Origin of the sequence: Streptomyces sp. NPDC001668 (assembly GCF_042893155.1) — a bacterium.
Classification (GTDB): Bacteria; Actinomycetota; Actinomycetes; order Streptomycetales; family Streptomycetaceae; genus Streptomyces.
Genome location: NZ_JBIAUQ010000019.1, coordinates 57194 through 81507 on the forward strand (window position 1 = coordinate 57194; position 24314 = coordinate 81507).

General features: G+C 70.4%; 22 protein-coding genes. 20 read left to right on the forward strand and 2 right to left on the reverse strand.

Features of this window, described 5'->3' with window-relative positions; all coding sequences use genetic code 11:
- Positions 1 to 57: 57 nt before the first annotated feature.
- Complete coding sequence (gene rpsD, locus ACFYZ8_RS39105) at positions 58 to 672, forward strand: 30S ribosomal protein S4 (RefSeq protein WP_250076706.1); 615 nt, start codon at positions 58 to 60, stop codon at positions 670 to 672.
- A gap of 30 nt (positions 673 to 702) precedes the next feature.
- Here rpsD and ACFYZ8_RS39110 read toward each other — a convergent pair whose 3' ends face one another.
- Positions 703 to 2058 carry an ATP-binding protein gene (locus tag ACFYZ8_RS39110; RefSeq protein ID WP_388540419.1) on the reverse strand — a complete coding sequence of 452 codons (1356 nt, stop codon included), beginning with the start codon at positions 2056 to 2058 and terminating at the stop codon, positions 703 to 705.
- 322 nt (positions 2059 to 2380) lie between these two features.
- Here ACFYZ8_RS39110 and ACFYZ8_RS39115 point away from each other — a divergent pair, with 322 nt between their 5' ends.
- The 13 genes from ACFYZ8_RS39115 (at position 2381) to nusB (ending at position 15421) form a co-directional block, all read left to right on the forward strand.
- Positions 2381 to 2815, forward strand: a complete 435-nt coding sequence (locus tag ACFYZ8_RS39115; RefSeq protein ID WP_359039964.1) for a DUF948 domain-containing protein — start codon at positions 2381 to 2383, stop codon at positions 2813 to 2815.
- Positions 2816 to 2823: 8 nt separating this feature from the next.
- Positions 2824 to 3150, forward strand: a complete 327-nt coding sequence (locus ACFYZ8_RS39120) for a hypothetical protein (RefSeq protein WP_388540416.1) — start codon at positions 2824 to 2826, stop codon at positions 3148 to 3150.
- Positions 3150 to 5822, forward strand: a complete 2673-nt coding sequence (gene alaS, locus ACFYZ8_RS39125) for an alanine--tRNA ligase (protein WP_388540413.1) — start codon at positions 3150 to 3152, stop codon at positions 5820 to 5822. The genes ACFYZ8_RS39120 and alaS overlap by 1 nt, the downstream gene beginning before the upstream one ends.
- The gene (gene ruvX, locus ACFYZ8_RS39130; protein ID WP_007380695.1) at positions 5822 to 6286 is read left to right on the forward strand and encodes a Holliday junction resolvase RuvX; all 465 of its coding nucleotides are present in this window, start codon (positions 5822 to 5824) and stop codon (positions 6284 to 6286) included. Before alaS ends, ruvX begins: the two co-directional genes overlap by 1 nt.
- Positions 6287 to 6408: 122 nt before the next feature.
- On the forward strand, positions 6409 to 8145 hold the full coding sequence (gene mltG, locus ACFYZ8_RS39135) for an endolytic transglycosylase MltG (protein ID WP_388540409.1): 1737 nt from the start codon (positions 6409 to 6411) through the stop codon (positions 8143 to 8145).
- Entirely contained in the window at positions 8126 to 8965 is an 840-nt protein-coding gene (locus ACFYZ8_RS39140) for a shikimate dehydrogenase (protein WP_359039974.1), read from the forward strand. Before mltG ends, ACFYZ8_RS39140 begins: the two co-directional genes overlap by 20 nt.
- 199 nt (positions 8966 to 9164) lie before the next feature.
- Complete coding sequence (aroC, locus tag ACFYZ8_RS39145) at positions 9165 to 10349, forward strand: chorismate synthase (RefSeq protein WP_359039976.1); 1185 nt, start codon at positions 9165 to 9167, stop codon at positions 10347 to 10349.
- The gene (locus ACFYZ8_RS39150; RefSeq protein WP_359039978.1) at positions 10346 to 10858 is read left to right on the forward strand and encodes a shikimate kinase; all 513 of its coding nucleotides are present in this window, start codon (positions 10346 to 10348) and stop codon (positions 10856 to 10858) included. The genes aroC and ACFYZ8_RS39150 overlap by 4 nt, the downstream gene beginning before the upstream one ends.
- Positions 10855 to 11946, forward strand: a complete 1092-nt coding sequence (aroB, locus tag ACFYZ8_RS39155) for a 3-dehydroquinate synthase (RefSeq protein WP_359039980.1) — start codon at positions 10855 to 10857, stop codon at positions 11944 to 11946. Before ACFYZ8_RS39150 ends, aroB begins: the two co-directional genes overlap by 4 nt.
- 291 nt (positions 11947 to 12237) lie before the next feature.
- Entirely contained in the window at positions 12238 to 13146 is a 909-nt protein-coding gene (locus ACFYZ8_RS39160) for a Pro-rich N-terminal domain-containing protein (protein ID WP_388540405.1), read from the forward strand.
- 115 nt (positions 13147 to 13261) lie between these two features.
- On the forward strand, positions 13262 to 14368 hold the full coding sequence (locus ACFYZ8_RS39165; protein ID WP_388540402.1) for an aminopeptidase P family protein: 1107 nt from the start codon (positions 13262 to 13264) through the stop codon (positions 14366 to 14368).
- A 49-nt stretch (positions 14369 to 14417) separates the two neighbouring features.
- Positions 14418 to 14984 carry an elongation factor P gene (gene efp, locus ACFYZ8_RS39170; protein WP_007380687.1) on the forward strand — a complete coding sequence of 189 codons (567 nt, stop codon included), beginning with the start codon at positions 14418 to 14420 and terminating at the stop codon, positions 14982 to 14984.
- A 2-nt stretch (positions 14985 to 14986) separates the two neighbouring features.
- Entirely contained in the window at positions 14987 to 15421 is a 435-nt protein-coding gene (gene nusB / locus ACFYZ8_RS39175; RefSeq protein ID WP_359039987.1) for a transcription antitermination factor NusB, read from the forward strand.
- Between the two features lie 182 nt (positions 15422 to 15603).
- Here the strand turns inward: nusB and bldD are convergent, their stop codons facing one another.
- Entirely contained in the window at positions 15604 to 16104 is a 501-nt protein-coding gene (gene bldD / locus ACFYZ8_RS39180; protein ID WP_003956405.1) for a transcriptional regulator BldD, read from the reverse strand.
- Positions 16105 to 16357: 253 nt separating this feature from the next.
- Here bldD and pyrR point away from each other — a divergent pair, with 253 nt between their 5' ends.
- The 6 genes from pyrR (at position 16358) to carB (ending at position 24293) form a co-directional block, all read left to right on the forward strand.
- Positions 16358 to 16933, forward strand: coding sequence for a bifunctional pyr operon transcriptional regulator/uracil phosphoribosyltransferase PyrR (pyrR, locus tag ACFYZ8_RS39185; RefSeq protein ID WP_359035914.1), 576 nt, complete (start codon positions 16358 to 16360; stop codon positions 16931 to 16933).
- Between the two features lie 75 nt (positions 16934 to 17008).
- Positions 17009 to 17986 (forward strand): aspartate carbamoyltransferase catalytic subunit, encoded by a 978-nt coding sequence (locus ACFYZ8_RS39190; protein ID WP_388540396.1) that lies wholly within the window; start codon positions 17009 to 17011, stop codon positions 17984 to 17986.
- A gap of 5 nt (positions 17987 to 17991) precedes the next feature.
- On the forward strand, positions 17992 to 19278 hold the full coding sequence (locus ACFYZ8_RS39195) for a dihydroorotase (RefSeq protein ID WP_388540393.1): 1287 nt from the start codon (positions 17992 to 17994) through the stop codon (positions 19276 to 19278).
- Positions 19275 to 19853, forward strand: a complete 579-nt coding sequence (locus tag ACFYZ8_RS39200) for a hypothetical protein (protein ID WP_388540390.1) — start codon at positions 19275 to 19277, stop codon at positions 19851 to 19853. The genes ACFYZ8_RS39195 and ACFYZ8_RS39200 overlap by 4 nt, the downstream gene beginning before the upstream one ends.
- A complete protein-coding gene (carA, locus tag ACFYZ8_RS39205) occupies positions 19850 to 20992 on the forward strand; it encodes a glutamine-hydrolyzing carbamoyl-phosphate synthase small subunit (protein WP_359035906.1) in 1143 nt (380 codons plus the stop codon). The genes ACFYZ8_RS39200 and carA overlap by 4 nt, the downstream gene beginning before the upstream one ends.
- The gene (carB, locus tag ACFYZ8_RS39210) at positions 20985 to 24293 is read left to right on the forward strand and encodes a carbamoyl-phosphate synthase large subunit (RefSeq protein WP_388540386.1); all 3309 of its coding nucleotides are present in this window, start codon (positions 20985 to 20987) and stop codon (positions 24291 to 24293) included. Before carA ends, carB begins: the two co-directional genes overlap by 8 nt.
- Positions 24294 to 24314 lie beyond the last annotated feature (21 nt).

Sequence of the window (24314 nt, forward strand, 5' to 3'; positions counted from 1 at the left end):
GCTGCGGATGCGACCTCCCATAACTCTGACGAGCCGAACACTGAGAAATGAGAGATTGTGGCGAACCAGCCCCGCCCCAAGGTCAAGAAGTCGCGTGCCCTCGGCATCGCGCTGACCCCGAAGGCCGTCAAGTACTTCGAGGCCCGTCCCTACCCCCCGGGTGAGCACGGCCGCGGCCGCAAGCAGAACTCGGACTACAAGGTCCGTCTGCTCGAGAAGCAGCGTCTGCGTGCGCAGTACGACGTGTCCGAGCGTCAGCTCGTCCGCGCCTACGAGCGTGCCTCCAAGGTTCAGGGCAAGACCGGTGAGGCCCTGATCATCGAGCTCGAGCGTCGTCTCGACGCGCTGGTCCTGCGTTCGGGCATCGCCCGCACGATCTACCAGGCCCGCCAGATGGTCGTCCACGGCCACATCGAGGTCAACGGTCAGAAGGTCGACAAGCCGTCCTTCCGCGTCCGTCCCGACGACGTCGTGATGGTCCGCGAGCGCAGCCGCGAGAAGACCCTCTTCTCGATCGCCCGCGAGGGTGGCTTCGCCCCCGACGGCGAGACCCCGCGCTACCTCCAGGTGAACCTCCGCGCCCTGGCCTTCCGCCTGGACCGCGAGCCGAACCGCAAGGAGATCCCGGTGATCTGCGACGAGCAGCTCGTCGTCGAGTACTACGCCCGCTGATCACCGGCAGGCCGTAGCACCCGCACCACCTCAGCCCGCCGTCTCCCCGCCCTTCCGGGTGGGCGAGGCGGCGGGTTGCTGCATGCCGGGGGTCACACGCGGGTGCCGCACGCACGGAGCCCCGCGGCGCCGGCAGCCCGTCGAGCGGACATGCGCGGCCCAGGGCCCGGGACACCGCGGCGAACCGAACAGGGGCAGCCCCACCGACGGCCACAGCGAGGCCGCCGCACCCTGGAGCACGGCGGCCTCGGCCGCGTCGCCCCCGGTCACCGTGACCAAGGCGAGGAGCTCGATCGACAGGACCGAACCGAGCAGGTCGTGGAAGGCGTGCGCGCAGGTCAGACAGTCGGTGAGCAGCTCACGCGCGCATGCCGCGTCCCCCTCGCTCCAGGCCGCGTACGCCAGGACGTACAGCGCGTACGACCGCGCCCACCGCTCGCCGTGGTCCTCGCACACCCGGCGCACCTCCTCGCACCCTCGCACCGCGTCCGGCAGATCGCCCAGGAAGGCGTGTGCCATCGCCAGCTCGACCTGCCCCATCAGCACATTGCTGTTGAGCTCGCCGATCTCCTGGAGCGCCGCCGGCGCGGGCACGGTGTCACCTTGGAGGACCGCCACATGGCAGAGCACCCACAGGGCCTTCAGACGCGTGTGGTCGTGGCCCGGCTCCAGTTCGACGCTGCGCTCCAGCCAGTGCCGTCCCAGGCAGTACTCCAGGGCGCCGCGCAGGTTCGGCAGCTCGGCCTCGACGCGCGCGGCCACCTCGTTCTGGCGCGGGGAGAACCAGTCCAGCTCGCACCAGGTCGCCAGGCCCACGTACCAGTCGCGGTCCCGCCTGCGCAGCCGTACCGCGTCGCCCGTCGCCTCCAGCCACTCGGCGCCGTACGCCCGTGTCGAGCATCCGGCCACCACCGACCGGGCGAGCAGCGCGGACAGGACGTCGAGGACGTCGTCGCAGTGCAGACCGCCGCCGCTGCACACGTACTCCGCGGCCTCCAGGTCGAACCGCCCCGCGAACACCGAGAGCCGCGACCACAGCAACCGCTCCTCGGGCGTGCACAGTTCATGGCTCCAGCCGATCGCCGTGCGCAGCGTCCGATGCCGGGGCAGCGCGTCCCGGCCGCCGCTCGTCAGCAGCCGGAACCGGTCGTCCAGCCGCTCCAGCAGCTGCCCGGGAGACAGCGCCCCCAGCCGGCCCGCGGCCGGCTCGATCGCCAACGGGATGCCCTCCAGGCGCCCGCACAGCTCCCGGACGTACGGATCGTCGTCGGCGGTCACCCCCAGCCGCCCGGCCCGCTCCCGGAACAGCTCCACCGCCTCGCCCTCGCCCGGCGGGCCCGGCATGAGGACCCGCTCACCGGCGACGGCCAGCGGCCGGCGTCCCACGGCGCCCGCTACGAACAGGAGTTGACGTCCGGTCAGGTGACTCGGAAGCGTCTCGGGCGGCAGCCGCGTGGTCGAGCCACACGCCGTCGGGCGGCGCGCACCGGCCGCCCGTCACCCGGGCCGCGAGCCGGGACTTGCCGAGCCCGCCGGGGCCCGTCACCGTCACGCATGGGGCACGGAGCGTACTGAAGCGTATGCACTCCGTACAATCGCCGTGGACAACTCGCCTGCCCGCGAGGAGATATCCGGTGCGGAGCGCCGTCCCCGGCGCGATAGGCTCGGCGGAGACTTTTTCCATAGACAGCACGTATTCAGGGAGCGGGTGCACACAGTGTCCGGTGGAGAGGTTGCCGGGATCCTGGTGGCCGTCTTCTGGGCGATCCTGGTCTCCTTCCTCGCCGTCGCGCTGGCGAGGCTGGCCCAGACGCTCAAGGCGACCACCAAACTCGTGGCGGACGTGACCGACCAGGCCGTCCCGCTGCTGGCCGATGCCTCCACCGCGGTGCGCTCCGCGCAGACCCAGATCGAGCGGGTCGACGCGATCGCCTCGGACGTCCAGGAGGTCACGTCGAACGCCTCCGCGCTGTCCACCACCGTGGCCTCCACCTTCGGCGGCCCCCTGGTCAAGGTCGCGGCCTTCGGCTACGGCGTGCGCCGGGCCCTCGGCGGCCGCAAGGACGATGTGCCCGTGAAGGCTCCCCGGCGTACCGTGATCGTGGGTCGGGCGGTTTCCCGGGGCCGTGGGAAGAGGGACTGAGGTTCAGGATGTTCCGCCGCACTTTCTGGTTCAGCTCGGGCGTGGCCGCCGGTGTCTGGGCCACCACCAAGGTCAATCGCAAGCTGAAGCAGCTGACCCCCGAGAACCTCGCCGTCACGGCGGCCAACAAGGCGATCGAGACGGGCGCCCGCCTCAAGGACCGCGCGGTCGGCTTCGCGCTCGACGTCCGCGACAACATGGCCCAGCGGGAGGCCGAGCTGACGGACGCGCTCGGCATTCGCGAGAGCCCCGAACTGCCCGCACCCAGGCGCATCGCCGCCATCGAGAACACCACGCACACCACGAATTCGCACAACCGGAATGAGGACCACTGATGGAGTCGGCCGAGATTCGCCGCCGCTGGCTGAGCTTCTACGAGGAGCGCGGTCACACCGTCGTCCCTTCGGCGTCGCTCATCGCGGACGACCCGACTCTGCTCCTGGTCCCCGCCGGCATGGTGCCCTTCAAGCCGTACTTCCTCGGTGAGGTCAAGCCGCCGTGGGCGCGCGCCACCAGCGTGCAGAAGTGCGTGCGCACCCCCGACATCGAAGAGGTCGGCAAGACCACCCGGCACGGCACCTTCTTCCAGATGTGCGGCAACTTCTCCTTCGGCGACTACTTCAAGGAAGGCGCCATCAAGTACGCCTGGGAGCTGCTCACCACGCCCCAGGACAAGGGTGGTTACGGCCTGGAGCCGGAGAAGCTCTGGATCACCGTGTACAAGGACGACGACGAGGCCGAGCGCATCTGGCACGAGGTCGTCGGGGTGCCGAAGGAGCGCATCCAGCGCCTCGGCATGAAGGACAACTACTGGTCCATGGGTGTCCCCGGACCCTGTGGCCCCTGTTCCGAGATCAACTACGACCGCGGCCCCGAGTTCGGCGTCGAGGGCGGTCCCGCCGTCAACGACGAGCGGTACGTGGAGATCTGGAACCTCGTCTTCATGCAGTACGAGCGCGGCGAGGGCATCGGCAAGGACAACTTCGAGATCCTCGGCGAGCTCCCCAGCAAGAACATCGACACCGGCCTCGGCCTCGAGCGCCTCGCGATGATCCTGCAGGGCGTGCAGAACATGTACGAGATCGACACCTCGATGGCCGTCATCAAGAAGGCCACCGAGCTCACCGGTGTCGCGTACGGCGACGCCCACGACTCGGACGTCTCCCTGCGCGTGGTCACCGACCACATGCGCACGTCCGTGATGCTCATCGGCGACGGTGTCACCCCGGGCAACGAGGGCCGCGGTTACGTCCTGCGCCGCATCATGCGCCGGGCCATCCGCAACATGCGCCTGCTCGGCGCCACCGGTCCGGTCGTACTCGACCTGATCGACACCGTGATCGCCATGATGGGCCAGCAGTACCCCGAGCTCGTCACCGACCGCGAGCGCATCGAGAAGGTCGCCGTCGCCGAGGAGAACGCCTTCCTCAAGACGCTCAAGGCCGGCACCAACATCCTCGACACCGCCGTCACCGAGACCAAGGCCGCCGGCGGCAAGGTCCTCGCCGGCGACAAGGCGTTCCTGCTCCACGACACCTGGGGCTTCCCGATCGACCTCACCCTGGAGATGGCCGCCGAACAGGGCCTGTCCGTGGACGAGGACGGCTTCCGCCGCCTGATGAAGGAGCAGCGGGAGCGCGCCAAGGCCGACGCCCAGGGCAAGAAGACCGGCCACGCCGGCGCGGGCGCCTACCGTGCGATCGCCGACCAGGCGGGCGAGACCGAGTTCCTCGGCTACTCGGACACCGAGAGCGAGTCCACGATCGTCGGCATCCTCGTCGACGGCGCCTCCTCCCCGGCCGCCACCGAGGGCGACGAGGTCGAGATCGTCCTGGACCGCACCCCGTTCTACGCCGAGGGCGGCGGCCAGATCGGCGACACCGGCCGGATCAAGGTCGACTCCGGTGCCGTCATCGAGATCCGCGACTGCCAGAAGCCGGTCCCGGGTGTCTACGTCCACAAGGGCGTCGTGCAGTTCGGCGAGGTGACCGTCGGAGCCAAGGCCCACGCCGCCATCGACAACCGCCGCCGTACCGCCATCGCCCGCGCCCACTCGGCCACCCACCTCACCCACCAGGCGCTGCGGGACGCGCTCGGCCCCACGGCCGCCCAGGCCGGTTCCGAGAACCAGCCCGGCCGCTTCCGCTTCGACTTCGGCTCCCCGTCCGCCGTGCCCACGGCCGTGATGACCGACGTCGAGCAGAAGATCAACGAGGTGCTCGCCCGTGACCTCGACGTCCGCGCCGACGTCATGGGCATCGACGAGGCCAAGAAGCAGGGCGCCATCGCCGAGTTCGGCGAGAAGTACGGCGAGCGGGTCCGCGTGGTGACCATCGGCGACTTCTCCAAGGAGCTGTGCGGCGGCACCCACGTGCACAACACCTCGCAGCTCGGCCTGGTCAAGCTGCTGGGCGAGTCGTCCATCGGCTCCGGGGTCCGCCGTATCGAGGCGCTCGTCGGTGTCGACGCCTACAACTTCCTCGCCCGTGAGCACACGGTCGTCGCCCAGCTCCAGGAGCTGATCAAGGGGCGTCCGGAGGAGCTTCCGGAGAAGGTCTCCGCCATGCTCGGCAAGCTGAAGGACGCCGAGAAGGAGATCGAGAAGTTCCGCGCGGAGAAGGTGCTCCAGGCCGCGGCAGGTCTCGCCGAGTCCGCCAAGGACGTCCGCGGGATCGCCGTCGTCACCGGTCAGGTCCCGGACGGCACGACCCCGGACGACCTGCGCAAGCTGGTCCTCGACGTGCGCGGCCGCATCCAGGGCGGCCGGGCCGTCGTCGTCGCCCTCTTCACGGTCAACAACGGCAAGCCGCTGACGGTCATCGCCACCAACGAGGCCGCCCGCGAGCGTGGTCTCAAGGCCGGTGACCTGGTCCGCACCGCCGCGAAGACCCTCGGCGGCGGCGGTGGCGGCAAGCCGGACGTCGCCCAGGGCGGCGGCCAGAACCCGGCCGCCATCGGTGAGGCCGTGGACGCCGTGGAGCGCACGGTCGCGGAGACCGCCAAGTAATGCGCCGAGGCCGCAGGCTCGCGATCGACGTCGGGGACGCCCGCATCGGGGTCGCCTCGTGCGACCCCGACGGGATCCTCGCCACCCCGGTGGAGACGGTCCCGGGCCGGGACGTCCCGGCGGCCCACCGCCGGCTGAAGCAGCTGGTCGAGGAGTACGAACCGATCGAGGTCGTCGTCGGTCTGCCTCGTTCCCTCAAGGGGGGCGAGGGCCCGGCCGCCGTGAAGGTCCGCGGCTTCGTCCAGGAGCTCGCCCGGGGGATCGCGCCCGTACCGGTCAGGCTCGTCGACGAGCGGATGACCACCGTGACGGCCAGCCAGGGACTCCGCGCATCCGGAGTGAAATCCAAAAAGGGCAGATCGGTCATCGACCAGGCAGCGGCCGTGATCATTCTCCAGCAGGCCCTGGAATCCGAACGGGTGTCAGGTAAAGCACCCGGCGAGGGCGTCGAAGTGGTCATCTGATCGCGATACGGTAACGTTCCGCGCGATGCGGCGACATTCGAACAGTCACCGCACAGAAAGAGGCGGATCGGTAGCCGGATCGTGGACGAGGGAGACCGCCGCCTCGCGGCTCTAGGGGATCGATGACTGAGTATGGCCGGGGCCAAGGCTCCGAACCGTGGCATCCGGAGGACCCGTTGTACGGGGACGACGGATGGGGTGGACAGCAGGCCCAGGCGGGCCAGCAGTCTCCCTACGGCGGCCAGCCGCAGCACTATCCGGAGCAGCCGCAGCAGCCGCAGTACGACAACGGTGGCTGGGGCGACGGCCAGCAGGCCGCCTATGGTCAGGCGGAGCAGCAGTACCCGCAGCAGCACGACGGCCAGTACGACCAGCACCAGCAGTACAACCACCAGTACGACCAGCAACAGTACGGACAGCAGCAGTACGACCAGCAGGCCTATCAGGGCCAGCCGCAGCAGCCGCAGTACGACAACAACGGCTGGGCGGCCGACGCCCAGGCGCAGACCCCCTACCCGGCCGACCCGTCGGACCCCTACGGTCAGCAGGCCGCGTACGGCGCCGAGCAGCAGGACTACTACGGCAGTCCGGACGCCTACCCGCCGCCGGAGCCGCCGAGCCGTCGGCGCGCCGAACCGGAGCCGCAGCAGACCGACTGGGACCCGGGCCCCGACCAGGGCGAACACGCCTTCTTCGCGGGCGGTGACGACGAGGACGACTCCGACGAGCCCGTGGACGGTCGTGGCGACCGGCGTGGCCGCGGCGGCAAAGGGACCAAGAAGCGCAAGAGCGGCTGCGCCTGTCTGGTGGTCCTGCTGGTGTTCGGCGGCGGTATCGGCACCGTCGGCTACTTCGGGTACCAGTTCTACCAAAATCGTTTCGGCACGGCTCCGGACTATGCCGGGGACGGGACGAGTGAGATGGTCACCGTCCAGGTCCCCAAGGGCGCGGGCGGGTACGCGATCGGCCGGCTGCTGAAGGACGCGGGCGTCGTGAAGAGCGTCGACGCCTTCGTGTCCGCGCAGGAGCAGAACCCCAAGGGGAAGACGATCCAGGCCGGCGCCTATCTGCTGAAGAAGGAGATGTCCGCCGAGAGCGCCGTCGTGATGATGCTCGACCCGAAGAGCCAGAACAACGTGCTGGTCAAGCCGGGGCAGCGGAATGTCGCTGTCTACAAGGCGATCGACGAGAAACTCGATCTCGAACCCGGCGCCACGAAGAAGATCGCCAAGGAGAAATACAAGAGCCTCGGGCTGCCGAGCTGGGCGAACGACAACAAGGACATCAAGGACCCGCTGGAAGGCTTCCTCTATCCGGGCACCTATCCCGCTGCCAAGGGCATGAAGCCCGAGGTGGTGCTGAAGGAAATGGTCACCGAGGCCGCGGGGGCGTACGGCAAGTACGACCTGGAGGCGAAGGCCAGGGCGCTCAAGCTGGACGGCCCGCTGCAGGTCATCACGGTCGCGAGCCTCGTCCAGGCGGAGGGTAAGACCGAGGACGACTACCGCAAGATGGCGGAAGTGGTCTACAACCGGCTCAACCTCGCGAATCCCGAGACGTACGGTCTGCTCCAGTTCGACTCGACCTTCAATTACCTGAAGGGCCAGAGCAACATCAACATCACCGAGTCGGAGATCAAGAGCAACAAGAACCCGTACAACACGTACACGAACAAGGGTCTGCCGCCCGGTCCGATCGACAACCCGGGCGTCACCGCGCTGAAGGCGGCGCTGAATCCGACGCATGACGGCTGGTACTACTTCGTCGCGACCGACGGTGTGAACAAGACCGAATTCGCCAAGACGCACGACGAATTCCTGAGGCTCAAGGACAAGTTCAATGAGGCCACGGGCAACTGACGCCCGCCGGGCAGCCGTCCTCGGCAAGCCCATCGCCCACTCCCTCTCCCCGGTGCTGCACCGCGCCGCCTACGAGGAGCTGGGGCTCACGGGCTGGTCGTACGACCGGTTCGAGCTCGACGAGGCCGCGCTGCCCGGATTCGTCGAGCGGCTCGGGCCGGAGTGGGCCGGACTGTCGGTGACCATGCCGCTCAAGCGGGCGGTCATCCCCCTGCTCGACGGGATCAGTGAGACGGCCGCCTCGGTGGAGGCGGTCAACACGGTCGTGTTCACCGAGGACGGCCGCCGCCTCGGCGACAACACCGACATCCCGGGGATGGTCGCCGCCCTCAGGGAGCGGGGCATCGAACAGGTCGACTCGGCGGCGATCCTCGGCGCCGGAGCCACCGCCTCCTCCGCGCTGGCCGCGCTCGCGCGGATCTGCACCGGCGACGTCGTCGCCTATGTGCGCAGCGCAGCCCGGGCCGCCGAGATGCGGCAGTGGGGCGAGCGTCTCGGCGTCGAGGTCCGCACCGCCGACTGGGCGGACGCGGCCGAGGCCCTGGGTGCCCCCCTGGTGATCGCCACCACCCCCGCCGGGGCCACGGACGCGCTCGCCCACGCGGTCCCGGAGCGTCCCGCGGCCCTCTTCGACGTGCTCTACGACCCCTGGCCGACCGAGCTGGCGGCCCGCTGGTCGATGACCGGCGGGGCCGTGGTCAGCGGCCTCGACCTGCTCGTGCACCAGGCGGTGCTCCAGGTCGAGCAGATGACCGGCCTGCGGCCCGCGCCCGTGGAAGCCATGCGCAAGGCGGGCGAGCACGCGCTGGCGGCTCGCTGAGCCCCTCGGGCAAGTGGCTTCAAGGGCTCGGCACGGGTGGTGGCCACGTCCGTCTGCTGGACCGGTGACCGGTCCTCGCCGCCGGACGTGGGAGGATCGGAGGTGGCGGGCCGGGGCCGCGCACCTGGTCGCGCCGTTGCCGTACGCGAGGACGCGCGTAAGCAGGGCAGTACCAGGGCGCGAGCACTGAGGAGCACCGTTGAGCAGGTTGCGCTGGCTGACCGCGGGGGAGTCCCACGGTCCCGCACTCGTGGCGACGCTGGAGGGCCTTCCGGCCGGTGTGCCGATCACCACGGAGATGGTGGCGGATCACCTGGCGAGGCGTCGGCTCGGTTATGGCCGCGGTGCCCGGATGAAGTTCGAGCAGGACCAGGTCACCTTCCTCGGCGGTGTCCGCCACGGTCTGTCCCTGGGTTCGCCGGTCGCGATCATGGTGGGCAACACCGAGTGGCCGAAGTGGGAACAGGTCATGTCGGCCGACCCCATCGACCCGGAGATCCTGGCCGGGCTCGCGCGCAACGCCCCGCTGACCCGGCCCCGCCCGGGCCACGCGGACCTGGCGGGCATGCAGAAGTACGGCTTCGACGAGGCCCGGCCGATCCTGGAGCGCGCCTCCGCACGGGAGACGGCGGCCCGGGTGGCGCTGGGCGCGGTGGCCCGGTCGTACCTGAAGGAGACGGCCGGCATCGAGATCGTCAGCCATGTCGTCGAGCTGTGCTCGGTGAAGGCCCCGCAGGGCGTGTACCCGACCCCGGCCGACGTGGAGAGGCTGGACGCCGACCCGCTGCGCTGTCTGGACGCGGACACGTCGAAGGCGATGGTGGCCGAGGTCGACCAGGCCCACAAGGACGGCGACACCCTCGGCGGTGTGGTGGAGATCCTGGCGTACGGCGTGCCGGTGGGCCTGGGCTCGCATGTGCACTGGGACCGCAAGCTGGACGCCCGTCTCGCGGGTGCGCTGATGGGTATCCAGGCGATCAAGGGTGTCGAGCTCGGTGACGGGTTCGAACTGGCGCGGGTACCCGGGTCGAAGGCGCACGACGAGATCGTGAACACGCCGGAGGGCATCCGCCGGGTCTCCGGCCGTTCCGGCGGTACCGAGGGCGGCCTGTCCACGGGTGAGCTGCTGCGGGTGCGGGCGGCCATGAAGCCGATCGCGACCGTGCCGCGCGCTCTGCAGACCGTCGACGTGACCACTGGCGAGGCCGCGCAGGCCCACCACCAGCGCTCCGACGTGTCCGCGGTCCCGGCGGCCGGGATCGTCGCCGAGGCGATGGTGGCGCTGGTGCTTGCGGACGCGGTGGCGGAGAAGTTCGGCGGCGACAGCGTGCCCGAGACCCGCCGCAACGTGCGCTCCTACCTCGAGAACCTGGCCATCCGATGAGCCCGGTGGTCGTCCTCGTCGGTCCGATGGGGGTGGGCAAGTCCACCGTGGGGCAGCTGCTGGCCGGGCGGCTCGGTCTGGGCTACCGGGACACCGACGACGACATCGTCGCCGAGCAGGGCCGCGCGATCGCGGAGATCTTCGTCGACGAGGGCGAGGCCGCCTTCCGCGCGATCGAGAAGCAGGCCGTCCTGCGGGCGCTGGCCGAGCACGAGGGTGTCCTCGCGCTCGGTGGCGGCGCGATCCTGGACGAGGACACGCGCGCCGCGCTGGCCGGGCTCCGGGTCGTCTATCTCTCGATGGACGTCGAGGAGGCCGTCAAGCGCACCGGCCTGAACACCGCACGCCCGCTGCTCGCGGTCAACCCGCGCAAGCAGTGGCGCGAGCTGATGGAGGCCCGCCGCCATCTGTACGAGGCGATCGCCACGGCGGTCGTGGCCACCGACGGCCGTACACCCGAAGAAGTCACACAGAACGCGCTGGACGCACTGGAGTTGAAGGAAGCATGAGCGAGGCAGTGACGCGCATCCAGGTCGGCGGCACCGCGGGCAGCGAGCCGTACGAGGTCCTGGTGGGACGTCAACTCCTGGGTGAGCTCGGTGCGTTGGTGGGGGAGAAGGCCCAGCGGGTCGCCGTCATCCACCCCGAGGCGCTGGCCGACACCGGGGACGCGCTGCGCGCCGACCTCGCCGAGCAGGGCTTCGAGGCCGTCGCCATCCAGGTGCCGAACGCGGAGGAGGCCAAGACCGCCGAGGTCGCCGCCTACTGCTGGAAGGCGCTCGGGCAGTCCGGCTTCACCCGCTCCGACGTCGTAGTCGGCGTCGGCGGCGGCGCGACCACCGACCTGGCCGGGTTCGTGGCCGCGACCTGGCTGCGCGGGGTGCGCTGGATCGCCATCCCGACCACCGTGCTCGCCATGGTCGACGCGGCGGTCGGCGGCAAGACCGGCATCAACACCGCCGAGGGCAAGAACCTGGTCGGCGCCTTCCACCCGCCCGCAGGTGTCCTGTGCGACCTGGCCGCGCTGGACTCCCTGCCGGTCAACGACTACGTCTCCGGGCTCGCCGAGATCATCAAGGCCGGCTTCATCGCCGACCCGCAGATCCTGGAGCTCATCGAGTCCGACCCCGAGGCCGCGCGCACCCCGGAGGGCCCGCACACCGCGGAGCTCATCGAGCGCTCGATCCGGGTCAAGGCCGAGGTCGTCTCCTCCGACCTCAAGGAGTCGGGCCTCAGGGAGATCCTCAACTACGGCCACACCCTCGCCCACGCCATCGAGAAGAACGAGCGGTACAAGTGGCGGCACGGCGCCGCGGTGGCCGTGGGCATGCACTTCGCCGCCGAACTGGGCCGTCTGGCGGGCCGGTTGGACGACGCGACCGCCGACCGCCACCGCACCGTCCTGGAGTCGGTCGGGCTGCCCCTGCACTACCGCTACGACCAGTGGCCCAAGCTCCTGGAGACCATGAAGGTCGACAAGAAGTCCCGCGGCAACCTCCTGCGGTTCATCGTCCTCGACGGACTGGGCAAGCCCACCGTCCTGGAGGGCCCCGACCCGGCCGTCCTGCTCGCCGCGTACGGCGAGGTCGGCCAGTAAGTCCCGCGACGGGCGTTGTGCCGGATTCCCTTTGCGTCAGGGGCACTTCGGGGCGCCCCCGGTCGTTTCACCAAACGTGGGCCGGGGGCGGTACCGTTCGATGGCGAGCGGGGTAAGCACCACCCCGTAACCAGCGCCGATCAGCCTGACGCGAGTGAGCCGGAGGGGCGCGTCGGAGACGAGAGGACGGGCGGGCGAGGGCCTTCGGGCCGCGCCCGGCCGGGCTCCCGTGTACCGACGCGAGTGCCCGGAGGCGAGCGAGCCGAAAAAGACGAGACGGAGTGGCACCGGATGCAGCACGCAGTGGGTTCTCCGCTGCCGCCGCCCCATCAGCCGGGGCACGGACCGGCCGCCGGCTGGTCGCCGGCCGCACCCCACCCGGGGCCGCATCACCCGGGTGCGCACCAGGGCTCCGCCCCGGTGCCCCCACCGCCCCCGGCGCCGGGCTTCTCCCCGGCTCCGGTGCCGCCGACGCCACCGCACTCCCAGGTGCCGCCGACGCCGCCGCAGCACTCCCCGGTCCCACCCGCGCCGCCGCACTCGCCGGGGCCGGTACCCGACACCACCGGCCATGTGCCGTTGCCGCCCGGCGCTCCCGTGGGCGCCCCCAGCGGCCCGCCCGCCGCCACAGCCGACCCGGCCGGCACGACCCTCGCGGTGCTGCTCATCGGTCCGGCGGGGGCCGGAAAGACGAGCGTCGCCAAGTACTGGGCCGACCATCGCCGGGTCCCCACCGCCCACATCAGCCTCGACGACGTACGCGAGTGGGTCCGCTCGGGCTTCGCCGACCCGCAGTCCGGCTGGAACGACCACTCCGAGGCCCAGTACCGCCTCGCCCGCCGCACCTGCGGCTTCGCCGCCCGCAACTTCCTCGCCAACGGCATCTCCTGCATCCTCGACGACGCGGTGTTCCCGGACCGGCCGGTGGTCGGCCTCGGCGGGTGGAAGCGGCACGTGGGCCCGGGCCTGCTGCCCGTGGTCCTGCTGCCCGGCCTGGAGATCGTCCTGGAGCGCAACGCCGAACGCTCGGGCAACCGCCGCCTGACGGACGAAGAGGTCGCGCGGATCCACGGGCGGATGGCCGGGTGGTACGGCTCGGGTCTGCCGATCATCGACAACTCCCAGATGGACGTACCGCAGACGGCGAGGGTCCTGGACGACGTACTGGCCCGCTCCATCGCGAGCCCGCCGAACTGGTAGCGCCCCGAAGGGGCGCGGGGAACTGCGCGATCAGCCCCACCGGCCGACAGACGACAGGCCCCCACTCGGCCTCTCTCAAAAAGCGACATACCAGTAAAACTCCTACGCTCGACTCATGTCAGAGGTGTACGCCACCCGAAGAGCCCGCCTACGCGACCGCTGCCAGGCCGGCGGCAGCCAGTCCGCGCTGATCTCCCGCCCGGCCAACGTCCGCTACCTCGCGGGCGCCGCCCCGCGGGGCAGCGCCCTGCTGCTGGGCAGGACCGAGGATCTGCTGGTGTGCGGCGGCCCGTCGGACGACCGTCCCGGCATCGGCCGCCCCGACGAGGCCCTGCGCGTCCACACCCTCCCCGGTGCCGGCGGCGACCCCGCCGTGGCCGCGGCGGACCTCGCCGCAGAACAGGGCGCCGACTCGCTCGCCGTGGAGGAACAGCACCTCACGGTCGCCCGGCACCGGGCGATCCGTTCCGTCGCCCCGCGCCTGCGCCTCGCCGACCTCGGCGGCGCGGTCGAGCAGCTCCGCGTCATCAAGGACGAGGAGGAGATCTCCTGCCTGCGCATCGGCGCGGAGATCGCCGACCAGGCGCTCGGTGAGCTCCTGGAGTCCATCCTCGTCGGCCGCACCGAGCGCCACCTCGCCCTCGAACTGGAACGCCGCCTGGTCGACCACGGCGCCGACGGCCCGGCCTTCGCCACCTCCGTCGGCACCGGGCCGAACTCCGGCCGCCGGGGCCACCGCCCCACCGACCGCCGCGTCGAAGAAGGTGACTTCCTCTCCGTCTGCCTGGGCGCGAACTACCGCGGATACCGGTGCGAGATCGGCCGTACCTTCGTCATCGGTACGTCCCCCGCCGACTGGCAGATCGAGCTCTACGACCTCGTCTTCGCCGCTCAGCGGGCCGGACGGGAGTCGCTGACACCCGGCGCCGCCTACCGTGACGTGGACCGGGCGGCACGTCAGGTGCTGGAGTCCGCGGGCCACCACGAGGGGCTCCCGCTCCTCACCGGACACGGTGTCGGGCTCGAAATCGACGAGGACCCGCAGCTGGCCCCCGCGGCCATGGGTAAACTGGACGCTTGCGTGCCGGTCACCGTCGAACCGGGGGTCCACTTCCCGGGACGGGGCGGCGTCCGGATCGATGACACGCTCGTCGTACGCCCCGAGGCGGACGGCGGACCCGAGCTACTCACCATCACGACCAAGGAGCTGCTCGCGCTGTAGGAGTGCGTGCGCCGGGGTCGTCCACGTCAGTCCAGGAGATTCCGCAACCGTGGCTTCCACGAACGACCTCAAGAACGGCCTGGTGCTCAAGCTCGAAGGCGGCCAGCTCTGGTCCGTCGTCGAGTTCCAGCACGTCAAGCCCGGCAAGGGCCCCGCCTTCGTGCGCACCAAGCTCAAGAACGTGCTGTCCGGCAAGGTCGTCGACAAGACGTTCAACGCCGGCGTCAAGGTCGAGACGGCCACTGTCGACAAGCGCGACATGCAGTTCTCGTACATGGACGGCGAGTACTTCGTCTTCATGGACCTGGACACCTACGACCAGCTGATGATCGACCGCAAGACGGTCGGCGACGCCGCCAACTTCCTGATCGAGGGCTTCACGGCCACCGTGGCGCAGCACGAGGGCGAGGTGCTCTTCGTCGAGCTGCCGGCCGCCGTCGAGCTCGTGGTGCAGGAGACCGAGCCGGGCCTGCAGGGCGACCGCTCCACCGGTGGCACCAAGCCCGCCACCCTGGAGACCGGTCACCAGATCCAGGTCCCGCTCTTCATCACCACCGGTGAGAAGATCAAGGTCGACACCCGTACGAGCGACTACCTCGGCCGGGTGAACAGCTAACCGTGGCTGCCCGCAACACGGCCCGCAAGCGCGCCTTCCAGATCCTCTTCGAGGGCGACCAGCGCGGCGTCGACGTCCTGACGGTCCTGGCGGACTGGATCCGGCTCTCCCGGGATGACACCCGGCAGCCGCCGGTGAGCGAGTACACGATGCAGCTGGTCGAGGGCTACGCGGAGTACGCCAAGCGCATCGACGAGCTCATCGCGCAGTACTCGGTCGGCTGGACGCTGGACCGGATGCCGGTCGTCGACCGCAACATCCTGCGTCTGGGCGCCTACGAGCTGATCTGGGCCGACGAGACCCCGGACGCCGTGGTCCTCGACGAGATGGTGCAGCTGGCCAAGGAGTTCTCCACGGACGAGTCGCCCTCGTTCGTGAACGGGCTGCTGGGCCGGCTCAAGGACCTGAAGCCGTCGCTGCGCCGAGACGAGGCGTGAGCCGGGACGCCGAGGCGGCTCGAGACCCGAATTGCCTGAGGGCCCGCAGCATGACCGCTGCGGGCCCTCAGGCGTGTGGGGACGTGAAAGCGCCACGAGGCCCGCAGAAAGCCGCCGGGGTGGCCGGAACCGTGAAGTTCCGGCCACCCCGGCGGCACGTTTCTGCTGAGGCTGGGGGCGGCTCAGCTCTCCTCGTGGGACACCGCGCGACGCGCGTCCGCGTCCAGCACGCCCCAGCTGATCAGCTGCTCGGTGAGGACCGAGGGCGACTGGTCGTAGATGACGGCGAGTGTGCGCAGGTCGTCCTGGCGGATCGAGAGCACCTTGCCGTTGTAGTCACCGCGCTGGGACTGGATCGTCGCCGCGTAGCGCTGGAGGGGGCCCGCCTTCTCGGCCGGGACGTGGGCCAGCCGCTCCAGGTCGAGGACCAGCTTCGGCGGGGGCTCGGCGGCACCGCCCGGAGTGGTGCCGGGCAGCAGCTCCTGTACCGGAACGCCGTAGAAATCCGCCAACTCGGCAAGACGCTGCACGGTCACCGCGCGGTCGCCGCGCTCGTACGAACCGACCACGACCGCCTTCCAGCGTCCCTGGGACTTCTCCTCGACACCGTGGAGGGAAAGGCCCTGCTGGGTGCGGATGGCCCGGAGCTTGGCCCCGAGCTGTTTGGCGTATTCGCTGGACATATAGCTCCCCGGACACTGGATCGACGCGGCCGCAGTGGTTTCGAGCCGCGCGTCTGGTAACTCACTGTGAGGTTACGCAGCGTGACTCTTCTGCGTCAAGCCGAATGGTCCACACCGGCTCTTCCGTGAGAGTGGTGGCCGATTGGGCCAGGGGGGTGATGAGAGGCCTCGTTCCGGCCTGCTACCGTGGATGGCGCAAATCCGACGTCCTTTAAGGTCCGTCCCGTGAGGCGGAGAAGGAGGTCCGTTTCGTATGGACAAGCAGGACACTTCCGATATCCAGGCGTCCGACGCCCGGCCCGTTCTCGAGGGCCCCGACATCGCGCGCGTGCTGACCCGCATCGCCCACGAGATCGTCGAACGCGCCAAGGGCGCCGACGACGTGGTGCTCCTCGGCATTCCCACCCGGGGCGTCTTCCTCGCCCAGCGGCTCGCCGTGAAGCTCGAGGAGATCACCGACCGCAGGATCCCGGTCGGTTCGCTCGACATCACCATGTACCGCGACGATCTGCGCATGCACCCCCCGCGCGCGCTGGCCCGCACCGAGATCCCCGGTGACGGCATCGACGGCCGCCTTGTCGTCCTCGTCGACGACGTGCTCTTCTCCGGCCGCACCATCCGCGCCGCCCTGGACGCCCTGAACGACATCGGGCGCCCCCGCGCGGTGCAGCTCGCGGTCCTCGTCGACAGAGGCCACCGCGAACTGCCCATCCGCGCCGACTACGTCGGCAAGAACCTCCCCACGTCGCTGCGGGAGACGGTCAAGGTCCAGCTCGCCGAGGAGGACGGTCGCGACACCGTGCTGCTCGGTGTGAAGCCGGCCCAGTAGCAGACGGCCGCGCGCCTTCCGGCGTGCCCTCGCCTGCCCGAAATCTCCCCTGAACTGCCTTACGGAGCCTGACAGATGCAGCGTCATCTCATCTCGGCCGCCGACCTCACCCGCGACGACGCCGTCCTGATCCTCGACACCGCCGAGGAGATGGCCCGGGTCGCCGACCGGCCGATCAAGAAGCTGCCGACCCTGCGCGGCCGCACGATCGTCAACCTCTTCTTCGAGGACTCCACGCGCACGCGTATCTCCTTCGAAGCCGCCGAGAAGCGTCTGTCGGCGGACGTCATCAACTTCACCGCCAAGGGCTCCAGCGTGTCCAAGGGCGAGTCCCTCAAGGACACCGCCCAGACCCTGGAGGCCATGGGCGTCGACGCCGTCGTCATCCGGCACGGAGCCTCGGGGGCGCCGTACCGCCTCGCCAACTCCGGCTGGATCGACGCGGCCGTCATCAACGCCGGCGACGGCACCCACCAGCACCCCACCCAGGCCCTGCTGGACGCGTTCACCATGCGCCGCCGGCTCGTCGGGCGGGACGCCGGGATCGGCCAGGACCTCGCCGGCAGGCGCATCACGATCGTCGGGGACGTCCTGCACAGCCGGGTCGCCCGCTCCAACGTGGACCTGCTGCACACCCTCGGAGCCGAGGTCACCCTCGTCGCCCCGCCCACCCTGGTGCCGGTCGGCGTCGAGACCTGGCCCTGCGAGGTGTCGTACGACCTCGACAGCACGCTCGCCAAGTCCGACGCCGTGATGATGCTGCGCGTCCAGCGCGAACGCATGAACGCCGCGTTCTTCCCGACCGAGCGAGAGTACTCGCGGCGCTACGGCCTGGACGGCGACCGCATGGCGCGGATGCCGGAGCACGCCATCGTGATGCACCCCGGCCCGATGGTGCGTGGCATGGAGATCACCGCCGAGGTCGCCGACTCCGACCGCTGCACCGTCGTCGAGCAGGTCGCGAACGGAGTCTCCATCCGGATGGCCGTTCTGTACCTGCTTCTGGGTGGCAACGAACCCGCCGTCAGCCACACCCGTATCGAGGAGAAGTAAGTCACATGAGCAAGATCCTGATCCGTGGTGCGAAGGTCCTCGGCGGCGAGCCGCAGGACGTGCTGATCGACGGCGACGTGATCGAGGCGGTCGGCGCCGGCCTGTCCGCCGAGGGCGCCGAGATCGTCGAGGCGGCCGGCAAGGTGCTGCTGCCGGGCCTGGTCGACCTGCACACCCATCTGCGCGAGCCGGGCCGCGAGGACTCCGAGACCGTGCTGACCGGCACCCGCGCGGCGGCGAGCGGCGGCTACACGGCCGTGTTCGCCATGGCCAACACCTTCCCCGTCGCCGACACCGCCGGCGTGGTCGAGCAGGTCTACCGGCTGGGCCAGGAGCACGGCTACTGCGACGTCCAGCCCATCGGGGCGGTCACCGTCGGCCTGGAGGGCAAGAAGCTCGCCGAGCTCGGAGCCATGCACGAGTCGGCCGCCGGGGTGACCGTCTTCTCCGACGACGGCAAGTGCGTCGACGACGCCGTGATCATGCGGCGCGCGCTGGAGTACGTGAAGGCCTTCGGCGGGGTCGTCGCCCAGCACGCGCAGGAGCCGCGGCTGACCGAGGGCGCCCAGATGAACGAGGGCATCGTCTCCGCCGAGCTGGGGCTCGGGGGCTGGCCCGCGGTGGCCGAGGAGTCGATCATCGCCCGGGACGTCCTGCTCGCCGAGCACGTCGGCTCCCGCGTGCACATCTGCCACCTGTCGACCGCCGGGTCCGTCGAGATCGTGCGCTGGGCCAAGTCCCGCGGCATCGACGTCACCGCCGAGGTCACCCCGCACCACCTGCTCCTCACCGACGAACTGGTGCGGACGTACAACCCGGTCTACAAGGTCAACCCGCCGCTGCGCACCGAGCGGGACGTGCTGGCGCTGCGCGAGGCCCTGGCCGACGGCACCATCGACATCGTCGCCACCGACCACGCCCCCCACCCGCACGAGGACAAGGACTGCGAGTGGGCCGCCGCCGCCATGGGGATGGTCGGCCTGGAGACCGCGTTGTCAGTGGTGCAGGAGACCATGGTGGACACCGGGCTCCTCGACTGGGCCGGGGTCGCCGAGCGCATGTCCACCGCACCCGCCCGTATCGGGCAGGCCGCGGGCCATGGGCGTCCCGTCTCGGCTGGTGAGCCCGCCAACCTCACGCTGGTCGACACGGAATACCGTGGGTCGGTGGACCCCGCGGGCTTCGCCTCGCGCAGCCGCAACACTCCGTACGAGGGGCGTGAGCTGCCGGGCCGTGTCACGCACACGTGGCTCCGGGGCACGGCCACGCTCGTCGACGGGAAGCTCACGTGACATCTGAAATCCTGCTGGCCGCCGGTCTCGCAGCCGAGAAGAAGTCGGCCGAGGTCACCGACTGGGCCGCCCGCATCGGCTGGCTCGTTGGCCTCGCCCTCTTCATCGCGCTCGTCTACTGGCTGATGCGCGAGGGCTGGAAGTGGCGCGGCACGCTCCAGGGCGACCTGCCCGAGCTGCCCGGCGCGCCGGACGACCCCGGCCCGGCGAGACTGAGCATGAGCGGCCGCTACCACGGCTCCACCACCGCCGGGCAGTGGCTCGACCGGATCGTGGCGCACGGCCTCGGCACCCGCAGCCGGGTCGAGCTCACGCTGACGGACGCGGGACTGGACGTCGTACGCCCCGGGGCGACCGACTTCTTCATCCCGCGCGAGGCCCTGCGCGAGGCCGTGCTCGGCAAGGGCATCGCCGGCAAGGTCCTGACCGAGGGCGGGCTGCTCCTGGTGACCTGGGCGCACGGCGAGCGGCTGATCGACTCCGGTTTCCGCTCGGACCACGCGGCCGAGCACACCGAGTGGGTCGACGCCATCAACTCCATGATCAACAAGACGGAAACGGAAGGCGCACGATGACGACCTCCACAAGGGGAGCCTCGAAAACTCCCGCGGTACTCGTCCTGGAGGACGGCCGGATCTTCCGCGGCCGTGCCTACGGGGCCGTGGGGGAGACCTTCGGCGAGGCCGTGTTCTCCACCGGCATGACCGGCTACCAGGAGACCCTGACCGACCCGTCGTACGCCCGGCAGATCGTCGTAGCGACCGCCCCGCAGATCGGCAACACCGGCTGGAACGACGAGGACGACGAGTCCCGCCGCATCTGGGTCTCCGGGTACGTGGTGCGCGACCCCGCGCGCGTGCCGTCCAACTGGCGGGCCAAGCGCTCCCTGGACGACGAGCTGGTCGCGCAGGGCGTCGTCGGGATCTCCGGCATCGACACCCGCGCCCTCACCCGCCACCTGCGCGAGCGCGGCTCCATGCGGGCCGGGGTCTTCTCCGGCGAGGCGATCGCCGCCGAGTCCGAGCTCGTCGCACGGGTGCAGGCCCAGCCGCACATGAAGGGCGCCTCGCTGTACGAGGAGGTCGCCACCGAGGAGACGTACGTCGTCCCCGCGGTCGGCGAGAAGAGGTTCACCGTCGCCGCGATCGACCTCGGCATCAAGGGCATGACCCCGCACCGCATGGCCGAGCGGGGCATCGAGGTGCACGTGCTGCCCGCGACGGCGAGTGTCGACGAGGTCTACGCCGTCGAGCCGGACGGTGTGTTCTTCTCCAACGGCCCCGGCGACCCGGCCACCGCCGACGGGCCGGTCGCGCTCATGTCCGCCGTGCTGGAGCGCAGGACGCCGCTGTTCGGCATCTGCTTCGGCAACCAGATCCTCGGGAGGGCCCTCGGCTTCGGCACCTACAAGCTGAAGTACGGGCACCGGGGCATCAACCAGCCCGTGCAGGACCGGACCACCGGCAAGGTCGAGGTCACCGCGCACAACCACGGGTTCGCCGTGGACGCGCCGCTCGACAAGATCAGCGAGACCAAGTTCGGCCGCGCCGAGGTCTCCCACGTGTGCCTGAACGACGACGTCGTGGAGGGGCTCCAGCTGCTCGACCAGCCGGCCTTCTCCGTCCAGTACCACCCCGAAGCGGCAGCGGGCCCGCACGACGCCGCCTACCTGTTCGACCGCTTCGTATCCCTGATGGAGGGCCAGCGTGCCTAAGCGCACCGATATCCAGTCCGTCCTGGTCATCGGCTCCGGCCCGATCGTCATCGGCCAGGCCGCCGAGTTCGACTACTCCGGCACCCAGGCGTGCCGCGTGCTCAAGGCCGAGGGCCTGCGCGTCATCCTCGTCAACTCCAACCCGGCGACGATCATGACCGACCCGGAGATCGCCGACGCCACCTACGTCGAGCCGATCACCCCGGAGTTCGTCGAGAAGATCATCGCCAAGGAGCGCCCCGACGCCCTGCTGCCCACCCTGGGCGGCCAGACGGCCCTCAACACGGCGATCTCGCTGCACGGGGCCGGCACCCTCGACAAGTACGGCGTCGAACTGATCGGCGCCAACGTCGAGGCCATCAACAAGGGCGAGGACCGCGACCTGTTCAAGGACGTCGTCGAGGAGGTCCGCAAGAAGATCGGGCACGGCGAGTCCGCCCGTTCGGTCATCTGCCACTCCATGGACGACGTCCTCCAGGGCGTCGAGACCCTCGGCGGCTACCCGGTCGTCGTCCGCCCGTCCTTCACCATGGGCGGCGCCGGCTCCGGTTTCGCGCACGACGAGGAGGAACTGCGCCGCATCGCAGGGCAGGGCCTCACGCTCTCCCCGACCACCGAGGTGCTCCTGGAGGAGTCCATCCTCGGCTGGAAGGAGTACGAACTGGAGCTGATGCGCGACAAGCACGACAACGTCGTGGTCGTCTGCTCCATCGAGAACTTCGACCCGATGGGTGTGCACACCGGCGACTCGATCACCGTCGCGCCCGCCATGACGCTCACCGACCGCGAGTACCAGGTGCTGCGTGACGTCGGTATCGCGATCATCCGCGAGGTCGGCGTCGACACCGGCGGCTGCAACATCCAGTTCGCGGTGAACCCCGAGGACGGTCGCGTGATCGTCATCGAGATGAACCCGCGCGTGTCCCGCTCCTCGGCGCTCGCCTCCAAGGCGACCGGCTTCCCGATCGCCAAGATCGCCGCGAAGCTCGCCGTCGGCTACACGCTGGACGAGATCCCGAACGACATCACCGAGCAGACCCCGGCCTCCTTCGAGCCCACGCTCGACTACGTCGTGGTCAAGGCCCCGCGGTTCGCGTTCGAGAAGTTCCCGTCCGCCGACTCCACCCTCACGACCACCATGAAGTCGGTCGGCGAGGCCATGGCGATCGGCCGCAACTTCACCGAGGCCTTCCAGAAGGCGCTGCGCTCGCTGGAGAAGAAGGGCAGCCAGTTCACCTTCGTCGGCGAGCCCGGTGACAAGACGGCCCTCCTGGAGGAGTCCGTACGGCCCACCGACGGCCGGATCAACACCGTCATGCAGGCCATCCGCGCGGGCGCCACGCCCGAGGAGGTCTTCGAATACACGAAGATCGACCCCTGGTTCGTCGACCAGCTCTTCCTGATCAAGGAGGTCGCGGACGAGCTGGCCTCCGCCGAGCGTCTGGACGCCGATCTCCTCGCCGAGGCCAAGCGGCACGGCTTCTCCGACCAGCAGATCGGCGAGATCCGCGGCCTGCGCGAGGACGTGGTGCGCGAGGTGCGGCACGCGCTCGGCGTACGCCCGGTCTACAAGACCGTCGACACCTGCGCGGCCGAGTTCGCCGCGAAGACGCCGTACTTCTACTCCTCCTACGACGAGGAGAGCGAGGTCGCCCCGCGCGAGAAGCCCGCGGTGATCATCCTGGGCTCGGGTCCGAACCGCATCGGCCAGGGCATCGAGTTCGACTACTCCTGTGTGCACGCCTCCTTCGCGCTGTCGGACGCCGGGTACGAGACGGTGATGGTCAACTGCAACCCGGAGACCGTCTCCACCGACTACGACACCTCCGACCGGCTGTACTTCGAGCCGCTCACGCTGGAGGACGTCCTGGAGATCGTCCACGCCGAGCAGCAGGCGGGCCCGGTCGCGGGCGTCATCGTGCAGCTGGGCGGCCAGACCCCGCTGGGCCTGGCGCAGGCGCTCAAGGACAACGGCGTGCCGATCGTGGGCACCTCTCCCGAGGCGATCCACGCCGCCGAGGACCGCGGCGCCTTCGGCCGGGTCCTCGCCGAGGCGGGCCTGCCGGCCCCCAAGCACGGCACCGCGACCACCTTCGCGGGCGCCAAGGCCATCGCGGACGAGATCGGCTACCCCGTCCTCGTACGGCCCTCGTACGTCCTCGGCGGCCGCGGCATGGAGATCGTCTACGACGAGACCCGCCTGGAGTCCTACATCGCCGAGTCCACCGAGATCAGCCCCTCGCGGCCGGTCCTGGTCGACCGCTTCCTGGACGACGCCATCGAGATCGACGTCGACGCCCTCTACGACGGCCAGGAGCTCTACCTGGGCGGTGTGATGGAGCACATCGAGGAGGCCGGCATCCACTCCGGCGACTCGGCGTGCGCGCTGCCGCCGATCACCCTGGGCGGCTTCGACATCAAGCGCCTGCGGGCCTCCACCGAGGCCATCGCGCGCGGGGTGGGCGTCCGGGGCCTGATCAACATCCAGTTCGCGATGGCCGGGGACATCCTCTACGTCCTGGAGGCCAACCCGCGCGCGTCCCGCACGGTCCCCTTCACCTCGAAGGCCACCGCGGTGCCGCTCGCCAAGGCCGCCGCCCGGATCTCCCTGGGCGCGACCGTCGCCGAACTGCGCGCCGAGGGCCTGCTCCCTGCCACCGGCGACGGCGGCGAGCTGCCGCTGGACGCGCCGATCTCCGTCAAGGAGGCCGTCATGCCGTGGTCGCGCTTCCGCGACATCCACGGCCGCGGCGTCGACACCGTCCTCGGCCCGGAGATGCGCTCCACCGGCGAGGTCATGGGCATCGACTCCGTGTTCGGCACGGCGTACGCCAAGTCGCAGGCGGGCGCCTACGGTCCGCTGCCGACCAAGGGCCGCGCCTTCATCTCCGTCGCCAACCGCGACAAGCGCTCGATGATCTTCCCGGCGCGCGAGCTGGTCGCCCACGGCTTCGAGCTGCTCGCCACCTCCGGCACCGCCGAGGTCCTCAAGCGCAACGGCATCAACGCCACGGTCGTGCGCAAGCAGTCCGAGGGCACCGGCCCGAACGGCGAGAAGACCATCGTCCAGCTCATCCACGACGGCGAGGTCGACCTGATCGTCAACACCCCCTACGGCACCGGCGGCCGCCTCGACGGCTACGAGATCCGTACGGCGGCCGTGGCACGGTCGGTCCCGTGTCTGACGACGGTCCAGGCGCTCGCCGCCGCCGTCCAGGGCATCGACGCCCTCAACCACGGTGACGTGGGCGTCCGTTCGCTCCAGGAACACGCCGAGCACCTGACCGCGGCCCGCGCCTAGCAGCCCTGAGGGGGACACCGG

Excerpts from the sequence above, each read along its gene's own strand:
- alaS (WP_388540413.1), top strand. The coding sequence starts at position 3,150 with ATGGAGTCGGCCGAGATTCGCCGCCGCTGGCTGAGCTTCTACGAGGAG.
- mltG (WP_388540409.1), top strand. The coding sequence starts at position 6,409 with ATGACTGAGTATGGCCGGGGCCAAGGCTCCGAACCGTGGCATCCGGAG.
- bldD (WP_003956405.1), bottom strand. The coding sequence starts at position 16,104 with ATGTCCAGCGAATACGCCAAACAGCTCGGGGCCAAGCTCCGGGCCATC.
- pyrR (WP_359035914.1), top strand. The coding sequence starts at position 16,358 with ATGGACAAGCAGGACACTTCCGATATCCAGGCGTCCGACGCCCGGCCC.
- ACFYZ8_RS39195 (WP_388540393.1), top strand. The coding sequence starts at position 17,992 with ATGAGCAAGATCCTGATCCGTGGTGCGAAGGTCCTCGGCGGCGAGCCG.
- ACFYZ8_RS39160 (WP_388540405.1), top strand. The coding sequence starts at position 12,238 with ATGCAGCACGCAGTGGGTTCTCCGCTGCCGCCGCCCCATCAGCCGGGG.
- ACFYZ8_RS39165 (WP_388540402.1), top strand. The coding sequence starts at position 13,262 with ATGTCAGAGGTGTACGCCACCCGAAGAGCCCGCCTACGCGACCGCTGC.
- ACFYZ8_RS39120 (WP_388540416.1), top strand. The coding sequence starts at position 2,824 with ATGTTCCGCCGCACTTTCTGGTTCAGCTCGGGCGTGGCCGCCGGTGTC.
- carA (WP_359035906.1), top strand. The coding sequence starts at position 19,850 with ATGACGACCTCCACAAGGGGAGCCTCGAAAACTCCCGCGGTACTCGTC.
- aroB (WP_359039980.1), top strand. The coding sequence starts at position 10,855 with ATGAGCGAGGCAGTGACGCGCATCCAGGTCGGCGGCACCGCGGGCAGC.
- ACFYZ8_RS39190 (WP_388540396.1), top strand. The coding sequence starts at position 17,009 with ATGCAGCGTCATCTCATCTCGGCCGCCGACCTCACCCGCGACGACGCC.
- ACFYZ8_RS39150 (WP_359039978.1), top strand. The coding sequence starts at position 10,346 with ATGAGCCCGGTGGTCGTCCTCGTCGGTCCGATGGGGGTGGGCAAGTCC.
- ruvX (WP_007380695.1), top strand. The coding sequence starts at position 5,822 with ATGCGCCGAGGCCGCAGGCTCGCGATCGACGTCGGGGACGCCCGCATC.
- ACFYZ8_RS39140 (WP_359039974.1), top strand. The coding sequence starts at position 8,126 with ATGAGGCCACGGGCAACTGACGCCCGCCGGGCAGCCGTCCTCGGCAAG.